An 11,230-nucleotide genomic window follows, 5' to 3' on the forward strand; every position below is an offset into this window, starting at 1 on the left:
CCGGTGTCGCCAAGACTGGCGTGGTGTCAGACCCGAACGCGTACCGGACCGCGAGCGCCGCACACCAGGGCATCTGGCTGGCCCACCAGCTGGACCCCGACAGCACGCTGTACAACTGCGGTGTCCGCCTCGCCCTCGAAGGCCACCTGGACGTCCCGTCACTGCGAGCGGCCGTGCGGCGTGCGCTCACGGAGGCGGAGAGCCTGCGGGCGCGGTTCGTCGCGTACGAGGACGAACTGCGCCTGCGCCTCGCGGACGTCCCCGAGGACCCGCTGCCCGTCGTCGACCTGCGCGCGGAGCCCGCCGGCGCGGAAGCCGCCGCCCGCGCCTGGACCGACGCCGACCTGGCCACCCCCATGGACCCCGGGCGCGGCCCGCTGGCCGCGCACACCCTGCTCAGGCTGGCCGACGACCGGGCCTGGCTGCATCTGCGCTACCACCACATCGTCCTCGACGGCTACGGCCAGAACCTCTACCTGCGCCGCCTCGCGGACCTCTACAGCGCCCTGGCGGCGGGCCGCACCCCCGGCGCCGGGTCCTTCGCCCCACTGGACCGCCTCCTCACCGAGGACGAGGAGTACCGTCGCTCCCCGCGCCACGCGCGCGACCGCGCCCACTGGCTGCGCGAGTTCCGCGAGCCACCCGCCCCCGTCACCCTCGCCGGACGCACCGCCGCGCCCTCTGCAGCCGTGCTGCGCAGCGCCGTACGGCTGTCCGGGGAGCGGGTGAGCGGGCTCCTCGACGCGGTGCCGGGCGCCGCGGGCCGCTGGTCGCTGCTCGTCGTCGCCGCGACCGCCGCGTATCTGCACCGGCTCGACGGCGCGCCCGAGGTGGTCGTCGGACTGCCGCTGGCCGCACGCGTGGGACGGGCGGCCGCGGCCACCCCGTCGATGGCGGTGAACGTGCTGCCGCTGCGCCTCACCCTCGACCCCACGACGACGTTCTCCCAGCTCGTCGCCCAGACCCGACGGCGTGTCAGCGACGCCATCGGGCACCAGCGCTACCGGGGCGAGGAACTCCGCGCGGAACTGGGCCTGTTGGGCGTCTCGCACGACCTGTACGCGGTGTCCGTCAACACCGTCGCCTTCGAGGAGGAACCGGCCTTCGCCGACCTGCGCGTCACCCGCCACCAGGTCATGACGGGACCGGTCAAGGACCTGTCGGTCGTCGCCGTCGGCACGCAGGACGGCGGCGGTGGCGTCCTCGTCGAACTCGAAGCCAACCCCGCCGTGTACGACGAGACGGAACTCGCCCGGCATCGCGACCGCTTCACCGCGTACCTGGACGCCCTCGCACGTACGCCCGACGAGCCCATGGCCCACGTCGGCGTGCTCTTCGGGGAGGAGCGCCGACTGCTCCACACGTGGCGCGACCCCGGCCCGGACGCACCCCCGCCGACGGAGAACCTCGCGCGGCTCTTCGAGCGCCGGGCCGCGACTCACGCAGCGGACACGGCGCTCGTCGACGCCGAACAGACCCTCACCTACGCCGAGTTGAACGCACGGGCGAACCGGCTCGCCCGGCTCCTCGTCGCGCGGGGCGTGCGGCCCGGCGATCTCGTGGGGGTGTTCATGGAGCGCTCGGCGCATCTCGTGGTGGCGATCCTCGCGACGCTGAAGGCCGGCGCGGGCTATGTGCCGCTGCACCACGGCCACCCGGGGGAGCGGTCCCGGCAGATCCTCGACGACACGGCGGCGCGCCTGCTCCTCGTCGACGCCTCGGCGACGGGGCACGGGGCCGTGGCGGGGAACCTGCCCGTGATCGAGGTGGGTCCGGGTGAGTACGACGGGGCGGGGGCCGGGGCCTGTGCCGACCTCGGCACCGACGTGCCGGGAGACGCTCTGGCGTACGTGATGTTCACCTCCGGGTCGACCGGCCGGCCCAAGGGCGTGGCGGTCACCCACGCAGGCGTGGCCGCCTTCGCACTCGACCGGTGCTGGAGCGACGCCGTCGCCGAGTGCGTGGTCTTCCACGCCAACCACGCCTTCGACGCCTCGACGTACGAACTCTGGGTGCCCCTGCTGCGCGGCGGGCGCGTGGTCGTGGCGCCGGCAGGGCCACCCACCGCCGCACACATCGGGCGGCTCATCGCCGCCCACCGGGCCACCAACTTCCACGCGACCGCCGGTCTCTTCCGGGTCCTCGCCCAGGAGGCGCCCCACATCTTCGCCGGGCTGCGGGAGATCTCCACCGGCGGCGACATCGTCTCCGCGGACGCCGTCCGCGCCTTGCAGCGGGCCTGCCCGGACCTGGTGATCCGCTCCACCTACGGGCCGACGGAGACCACCGCCTTCGCCACCCACATCCCGTTCACCGCCACCGACCCGGTGCCCGACGCCGTGCCGATCGGCCGCCCCATGGACCACACGCGCGCCCACGTCCTGGACGCACGGCTGCGCCCCGTCCCCATCGGCGTCCCGGGCGAGCTGTACCTGGCGGGCGCGGGCCTGGCCCGCGGCTACTGGCGGCGTCCCGCGCCGACCGCCGAACGGTTCGTGGCCGACCCCTTCGGCGGACCGGGCGAGCGCATGTACCGCACGGGAGACATCACCCGCTGGCGTCCGGACGGCACGCTCGAGTACCTGGAGCGCGCCGACGACCAGGTCAAGGTGCGCGGCTTCCGCATCGAACTCGGCGAGGTCGAATCGGCGCTCAGACGCCACCCCGAGGTGGGCCAGGCGGTCGCGGTGGTGAGGGAGTTCGGCGCACAGGCGACGGCGGGATCCGGTTCGGCGCGGCAGCCGGACGCGGCGGACAAGCGGCTCGTCGCCTACGTGGTGCCCTCGGCCACGGCCGGCTCCGGCGGCGCACCGCACCCCGGGGAGCTGCGCGCCGCGCTGGCCCGGCGGTTGCCGGACTACATGGTGCCCGCCGCCGTCGTCGTCCTGGACACCCTGCCGATCACAGCGAACGACAAGCTCGACCGCGCCGCCCTGCCCGTGCCCGACTTCGGCGCGCCGACGCCGGGGCGGGCACCCCGCACCCCACTGGAGGCGGTGCTGTGCGAGCTCTTCGCCGACGTCCTCGGCGTCGAGCGGGCAGGGATCGACGACAGCTTCTTCGACCTGGGCGGGCACTCGCTGACGGCGACACGCCTCGCGGGCCGGGTGCGCTCGCGGCTCGGCCTGGAACTCGAGATGCGGACCCTGTTCGAGACGCCGACGGTCGCCGCGCTGTCCCAGGACCTGGCGGCGGCGAAACGGGTACGGCCGCCGCTGGAGCCCGCGTCCCCCGCGTCCCCGCACGATCCGCTGCCGCTGTCGTACGCCCAGCGCCGCCTGTGGTTCATCGCGCAGTTGGAGGGCCCGAACGCGACCTACAACATGCCGCTGGCCCTGCGGCTGTCGGGGCCGCTCGACCGGCCCGCCCTGGCCCGGGCGCTGGCCGACGTGTCGGACCGGCACGCGCCCCTGCGCACCGTCTTTCCCCAGGGGTCCGACGGCCTGCCCCACCAGCGGATCCTGGACGGCCGGGAGGCCGGGCCGCCGCTCACCGTGGTCGAGTCGGACCCCGGCGAGCTGCCGGGGCTGCTCGCCACGCAGGCCGCACGCGGCTTCGACCTCACCCGCCAGGCGCCCCTGCGCGCCACGCTGTTCGGTGTCGCCCCCGACGAGCACGTCCTGCTCCTGGTCGTCCACCACATCGCGGGCGACGCCTGGTCGGTGCCGCCGCTGCTGCGGGACCTGTCCGCGGCGTACGCGGCCCGCCGCTCGGGGAGCCACGCCGACCTGCCACCGCTACCCGTGAGCTACTCGGACTACACCCTCTGGCAGCGGGAGCTGCTGGGCGCACCGGACGACCCCGGCAGCCTCGCCGGTTCCCAACTCGCCTATTGGCGCGAGGCGTTGGCGGGGCTCCCGCAGGAACTGGCCCTGCCCTACGACCGCCCGCGCCCGCAGGCCGCCTCCCACCGGGGCGGCTCCGTGCCCCTCGTCGTCGACGCGTGGCTGCACGACCGGCTCGGACGGCTGGCCCGCGATGCCGGGGCCAGCGTGTTCATGGTCGTGCAGGCCGCCGTCGCCGCGCTCCTGACCCGACTCGGCGCGGGCGAGGACATCCCCCTCGGGGCGCCCGTGGCCGGGCGCGCGGAGGACGCCCTCGACGACCTGGTGGGCTTCTTCGTCAACACGCTGGTGCTGCGCACCGACACCTCGGGTGACCCGACCTTCCGCGAACTCCTCGCCCGAGTGCGGGAGTGCGACCTGTCGGCGTTCGCGCACCAGGACCTGCCCTTCGACCGGCTCGTCGAGGCGCTCAACCCGCCGCGGTCGCTGGCGCGGCATCCGCTGTTCCAGGTGATGCTCGCCTTCCAGAGCGTGGCCGACGCCGAGGCGGAACTGACCGGGCTGCGCGTGCGGCGCGAGCCGCTCGCGGCGCCCGCCGTCAAGTTCGACCTCTCCTTCGAGCTCGCCGAACGCTTCGCGCCGGACGGCGCGCCCGCCGGCATCAGCGGCAGCGTCGAGTACGCCCGTGACCTGTTCGACGAGCGCACGGCGGCCGCCGTCGCGCGGCGCCTGGTGCGCCTCCTCGACGCGGTGACCACCGACGCGGGCCTTCCGCTCAGCGGCATCGACATCCTCGAACCCGCCGAGCGCACCGGGCTGTTGGCCGACTGGAACGACACCCGCGGCCCGCTTCCCGAAGTCATGGTGCCGGACCTCTTCGCCGCCCACGTGGCCCGTACGCCGCAGGCCACCGCGCTCGTCTTCGGCGACACCGAGCTGTCGTACCGCGAACTGGACGCCCGCGTGGACCGTCTGGCCGGCCGCCTCGCCCGGCTCGGCGCGGGCCCCGAACGCGTCGTCGGCATCGCGCTGCCGAGGTCCACCGAGCTGATCGTCACGCTCCTGGCGGTCCTCAGGACCGGCGCCGCCTTCCTGCCGCTGGACCCGCACCTTCCCCCGGGCCGCGTCGAGTTCATGGTCGAGGACACGGCCCCGATGTGCGTCGTGACACGCGACTCCCTCGTCGCGGGACTGCCGGACACGGGGTGCGCGCTGCTCGTACTGGACGAACTCGGCCTGGAAGAACCCGGCCTGGACGGACCCGGGGAACCGTCCGGTCCCCGCGAGCCCGCCCCGGCGCCGTTCCCGCCCGGAGAGCATCCCGCCTACGTGATCTACACGTCCGGTTCGACGGGGCGGCCGAAGGGCGTCATGGTGACGCGGGACGGCCTCGCCAACCGCCTGTCCTGGATGCAGCGGCGCTACCCCCTCACCCCCGGCGACCGTGTGCTGCAGAAGACCCCCATGAGCTTCGACGTGTCCGTCTGGGAGTTCTTCTGGCCCCTGACGCAGGGCGCGACGCTGGTCGTCGCCGAACCGGAGGGGCACAAGGACCCGGACTACCTGGCCGCCGTGATCCGCGAGCGCGGTGTGACCGTGACCCACTTCGTGCCGTCGATGCTCCAGGCCTACCTGCGGGCGCCGCGTGCCGGTGAACCCTCGCCGCTGCGCCGGGTGTTCTGCAGCGGTGAGGCCCTGTCCCGGGAGCTGGAGGCGGACTTCTTCGCCACCGTCGACGCACCGCTGACCAACCTCTACGGGCCGACCGAGACCGCGGTGGACGTCACCGCCTGGGACTGCCGCCCCGCCGACGCGACGGACGCCGGGCCCGTGCCGATCGGTGAGCCGGTCACCAACACCCGTCTCTACGTCCTGGACAGCCGCCTCGGCCTCGTCCCGCCGGGCGTGGTGGGAGAGTTGTACGTGGCGGGCGTGCAACTGGCACGCGGCTATGTGCGGCGGCCCGGGCTGACGGCGGAGCGCTTCGTGGCGGACCCGTTCGCGGCGGCGTACGGGCTGTCCGGTGAGCGCATGTACCGCACCGGCGACCTGGCGCGCCGGCGGCCCGACGGGCAGCTGGAGTACGTCGGACGCGTCGACGACCAGGTGAAGGTGCGCGGCTTCCGCATCGAGCCGGGCGAGATCGAGGCCGCCCTGCTCCGCCACCCCGGGGTGGCGCAGGCCGCGGTGGTGGTCCGAGGGGACGGTCCCGGGGAGCCCCGGCTCATCGGCTATGTGGTGCCCGCCGGTGCCGACCGGACCGGCAGCGACGCGTGCGACCCGGTGGACGTGCGGCGCTCCGTGCGGGAGCTGCTGCCCGACTACATGGTGCCGGCGGCCGTCGTCGTCCTGGACGCCCTGCCTGTGACGGCGAACGGCAAGCTGGACCGTGCGGCGCTGCCGGCGCCCGGATTCACCGTCGTACCCGGCGGCCGCGCCCCCCGCACGGCCCGCGAGCGGACGCTGTGCGCGCTGTTCGCCGAGGTGCTCGCGGTGGACGCGGTCACCGTCGACGACGGCTTCTTCGACCTCGGCGGCGACAGCATCCTCTCGATCGACCTGGTCGGCCGGGCACGCGCGGCCGGTATCGGGCTCACACCCGGTGACGTGTTCCGCTGCTCGACGGTCGCGGAACTCGCCGACGTGGCACGCGACCTGACCGACGACCGCACGCCCACCGGGCCCGACCCGGAACCCGGAACGGGTGACCTGCTCCCGACGCCCGTCATGCACTGGCTCCGCGAGCGCGGTGGCACCATCGACGGCTTCCACCAGTCGGTGCTGGTCTGGACCCCGCCGGAGCTCGACGAGGCGGGCCTCACCACGGCGCTGCGGGCCCTGCTCGACCACCATGACGCCCTGCGAATGCGTCTGGGCGGCGACGACACGCGGTGGCTCCCGCACATCCGCGAGGCGGGCACCGTCGACGCGGCCCGCTGTCTGCGCAGGGTCGACGTGGCCGGGGCGGACGACGCGGAGCTGCGCGAGCGCGTCGCTGCGGAGGCCCGGGCCGCGGCGGGCCGCCTGAGGCCGCGCGAGGGGGTCGTACTGCAGGCCGTGTGGTTCGACGCGGGCCGCGAGCGAAGCGGCCAACTCCTCATGACCGCACACCACTTGGCGGTCGACGCGGTGTCCTGGCGCATCCTGCTCGCCGACCTCGCCGCCGCCCGGGAGGCCGTGGCCGAGGGGTACCGTCCGGCACTGGCGCCCGTGCCGACCTCCCTGCGGAGCTGGGCCGCCGCCCTCGTGGCACAGGCGCGGACGCCGGAACGGCTGGCGGAGCTGCCCTTCTGGACCGCACTCCTGAAAGAGACCGAACCGCCCCTGGGCGAGCGCCCGTTGGACCCGCGGACCGACCTGGGCGAGACCGCCCGTTCCCACACGGTGACACTCCGGGCGGCGGACACGGAACCGCTCCTGGACCGGGTGACCGCCGCCTTCCGCACCGACGTGCCCACCGTGCTGCTCACCGGCCTCGCCGTCGCCCTCACCGCATGGCGCCGCGACCGCGGCAGGGCCGGGGGCGGGAGCGTGCTGATCGACGTGGAGGGGCACGGCCGCGAGACGTCTCTCGTGCCGGGCGCCGATGTGTCCCGCACCGTGGGCTGGTTCACGGCCCTGCACCCCGTACGGCTGGACGCGGGCCTCGACGACACCGACCGGGACGACATCCGGGCCGGGGGCCCCGCGCTCGGTGCCGCGCTGAAGCGGGTCAAGGAACAGCTGCGGGCGGTTCCGGACAACGGCGTCGGCCACGGTCTGCTGCGCCATCTGAACAGCGACACGGCGGACACGCTCGCCGCGCTCGCCCGCCCCCAGATCCTCTTCAACCACCTGGGCAGACTCGCCGTCGCCGACTCCCTCGCGCCCACCCCCTGGCGACCCGTCGCCGCCCCGCAGGGACCGCCGCACGGCACGCCGGGCCCGGCCCTGTCCCACGTACTGGAGATCACGACGCTCGTCGAGGACCACGGCACGGGACCGCGCCTGCGCGCCACCCTCTCCTGGCCAGGCGGCCTGCTCGCCGAGGCGGAGGTGGCCGCACTCGCCCGGACGTGGCTGGAGGCTCTGCGGGGCCTCGCCCGCCACGCCGAGCGGCCGGGCGCGGGCGGCCGGTCCCCGTCCGACCTCGGCCTGGTCTCCCTCAGTCAGGAGCAGATCGAGCGGCTCGAACACACCTGGAGGACAGCGCGGTGAGCGCGGACATCGAAGACATCCTGCCGCTGACGCCGCTGCAGGAAGGACTGCTGTACCACGCCCAGCACGGCACGGCGGGCCCCGCGGGCACGGTGGACGGCTACGGCGTGCAGCTGACGCTGCGCCTGGCGGGCACCGTGGATCACGGCCTGCTGCGCGCAGCCTGCCGGGCCCTGCTGCGCCGGCACGCCAACCTGCGTGCGGGCTTCCTGCACCAGGACCTCGACCGGCCCGTCCAGGTCATCGCCGCCGACGTGGACACCCCGTGGCAGGAGTGGGACCTGCGGGACACGGGCCGGGGCGCGGACGCGCCGCGCGCACGGGAGGCGGCGGCGGACCGGCTGCTCGCCGACGAACGCGACCGCGGCTTCGACCTGACCCGCCCGCCTCTGCTGCGCTTCACCCTCCTCCAACTGGCCGACGAGGAACACCTGTTCACCCTCACGTACCACCACATCCTCCTCGACGGCTGGTCGGTCCCCGTCGTCGTACGGGAACTGCTCACCCTCTACGCGCACCGCGGCGACCCGGCGCGGCTGCCGAAGGTCCACCCCTACCGCGACTACCTCGTCTGGCTCGCCGAACGGGATCAGGACGCCACCCGGGCGGCGTGGTCCTCGGCACTCGCCGGACTCGAAGGGCCCACGCGCCTGTCGACGGCGGCCCGCCCCGGGCAGGACCGGCAGGTGACCCGCGCCGACCGGCCACCCGGGGCGCCCGCGCACCTCACCACGGACCTCTCCGAGCGGCTCACCCGGGAGCTGCGCGAGTGCGCCGCCGCGCACGGAGTCACCCTGAGCACCCTGGTCCAGGGCGCCTGGGGCGTTCTCCTGCACAAGCTGACCGGGCAGGACGACGTGGTGTTCGGCAGCGTCGTGGCGGTGCGGCCGCCGGAACTTCCCGGTGTCGCGGACATGGTGGGGCTGCTCATCAACACCGTGCCCGTGCGGGTGCGGACCGCCCCCGACGACAGCCTGGCCGCCGTCTGCGTGCGACTCCAGGAGCGGCAGGCACAGCTGATCGACCATCAGCACATCGGACTCGCCGAGCTCCAGCGTCTCGCGGGCACCGGCGAGCTGTTCGACACGGTCGTCGTCCACGAGAGCTATCCGGTCGACCTCGCGCCCGTGGACCCGGACGGCAACGGTCCGCGCATCACGGGCACGCGGGACCGGGGCGGCACGCATTACCCGCTGGCCCTGATCACGCACCCCGGCGACCGGCTGAGGCTGCGCCTGGAGCACCGCGCGGACCTCTTCGACGCCGCCACGGCGCGCGGCTTCCTCGACCGCCTGGTCCGGATCCTTCGGACGGCGGCCACGGACCCGGGGCGCCCAGTGGCCCGAACGGACGTCCTGACCGAGGAGGAACGCGGGCGCGCCCTCACCGACTGGGGCCGGGGCGCGCCCCCGGCCGGCCCCGGGCGGCAGCCCGCCCCCACGCTGCCCGGACTCTTCGCCGCCCAGGCGGCGAGGACCCCCGACCGGGTGGCCGTCGAGGAGAACAGCACCCGCCTCACCTACCGTGAACTGGACGCGCGCGCCGCGGCGCTGGCCCGCGAGCTCGTCGCGTGCGGCGCGGGCCCGGAGCGCCGGGTGGCCGTCGCGATGGACCGCTCGGCGGACCTCGTGGTGGCGCTCCTCGCCGTGGTGCGGACCGGCGCCTCCTACGTGCCGCTCGACACCCTCTGGCCCGAGGAACGGCGGCGGTTCGTCCTGGCCGACACCGGCGCGAGCGTCCTGCTCACCGACGGGGAGGCAGCGCGCGCCCTCGGCCCGGTCACCGCACGCGGCCACGCCACGGTCGCCCACCCGGACGTCCTCGCGTACGTGATCCACACCTCGGGCTCGACGGGCGTGCCCAAGGGCGTCGCCGTCACGCACCGGGACGTGATCGCCCTCGCGGCCGACGCGAAGCTCAGCGGCGGCGCGCACGAGCGGGTCCTGCTGCACTCCTCCCACGCCTTCGACGCGTCCACGTACGAGATATGGGTGCCGCTCCTCAACGGCGGCCGGATCGTCGTGGCACCGCCCGGCCCCCTGACCGCGCCCCGCGTCGAGGAGCTGGTCGCCGGGCACGGGCTGACCGGCATGTTCCTGACGGCCGGCCTGCTGCGGGTCCTCGCCGAGGAGGCGGCGGGCTGTTTCGCGGGGCTTCGCGAGGTGTGGACGGGCGGCGAGCGGGTGCCGCCCGAGCCGCTGCGCGCCGTGCTGGACGCGTGCCCGGGCACCACCGTGGTCGCCGCGTACGGGCCGACCGAAGCGACGACCTTCGCCACCTGCCGGGCGTTCGCCCCCGGCGACCGAGTCCCGGACGCGGTGCCGCTCGGCCGCCCGCTGGACGGCACGCGCGCCTACGTCCTGGACGGCGCCCTCGGCCTCGTGCCACCCGGCACCGTGGGGGAGCTGTACCTGGCGGGCGCGGGCGTCGCGCGCGGGTACGCCCACCGCCCCGGCCCGACCGCCGAGCGCTTCGTGGCGGACCCGTTCGCGGCGACGTACGGGCTGTCCGGTGAGCGCATGTACCGCACCGGCGATCTGGCGCGCTGGACGCCCGACGGGCAGCTGGAGTTCGCCGGGCGCGTCGACGACCAGGTGAAGGTGCGCGGCTTCCGCATCGAGCCGGGCGAGGTCGAGGCGGTACTGGGCGAGCAGGAAGGCGTCGGGCACGCGGCGGTCGTGGTGCGTGAGGACCGCCCGGGCGACCGGCGGCTCGTCGCGTACGTGGTGCCGGCCGGCGGAGTCGCACGCGAGGAGGTCGACCCCGCGCAGGTGACCGCGGCGGCGGCCGAGCGCCTCCCGGGCCCTCTGGTGCCCTCGGCGGTCGTCGTCCTCGACGCCCTGCCACTGACGGTCAACGGCAAGCTCGACCGGGCGGCCCTCCCGGCTCCCGGGCGGGCCGCGGCGGCCGGCGGCCGTGCGCCGCGCTCGGAGCGTGAGCGCGCCCTGTGCGCCCTGTTCGCCGAGGTGCTCGCGCTGCCCGACGTCACCATCGACGACAGCTTCTTCGCGCTCGGCGGCGACAGCCTGACGAGCCTGCGCCTGGCGGGCCGGGTCCGCTCCGCCCTGGGCGTGGACCTCGACCTTCCGCTCCTGTTCCGGCACCCGACGGTGGCATCCCTGGAGCCCCGACTGAAGCAGCCCACCGCGGCCGCCCCGCGGCGTCCCGCTCTGCGGCGCATGCGCTGACCGGGAGGGACACCGCACATGGCGCCGTACACCGCACCCGGCGCCGTACATCGCCGTACA

2 protein-coding genes are annotated in these 11,230 nt (G+C 75.2%); both read left to right on the forward strand.

Annotated features, from left to right (window positions below; genetic code table 11):
* The first annotated feature begins 23 nt into the window (after positions 1-23).
* On the forward strand, positions 24-7,982 hold the full coding sequence (locus tag ACTMVF_RS34965; RefSeq protein ID WP_441275076.1) for an amino acid adenylation domain-containing protein: 7,959 nt from the start codon (positions 24-26) through the stop codon (positions 7,980-7,982).
* On the forward strand, positions 7,979-11,170 hold the full coding sequence (locus tag ACTMVF_RS34970) for a non-ribosomal peptide synthetase (protein ID WP_441275077.1): 3,192 nt from the start codon (positions 7,979-7,981) through the stop codon (positions 11,168-11,170). Before ACTMVF_RS34965 ends, ACTMVF_RS34970 begins: the two co-directional genes overlap by 4 nt.
* Positions 11,171-11,230: the final 60 nt, after the last annotated feature.

Origin of the sequence: Streptomyces sp. SD31, from assembly GCF_052068475.1 — a bacterium.
Taxonomy (GTDB): Bacteria; Actinomycetota; Actinomycetes; order Streptomycetales; family Streptomycetaceae; genus Streptomyces.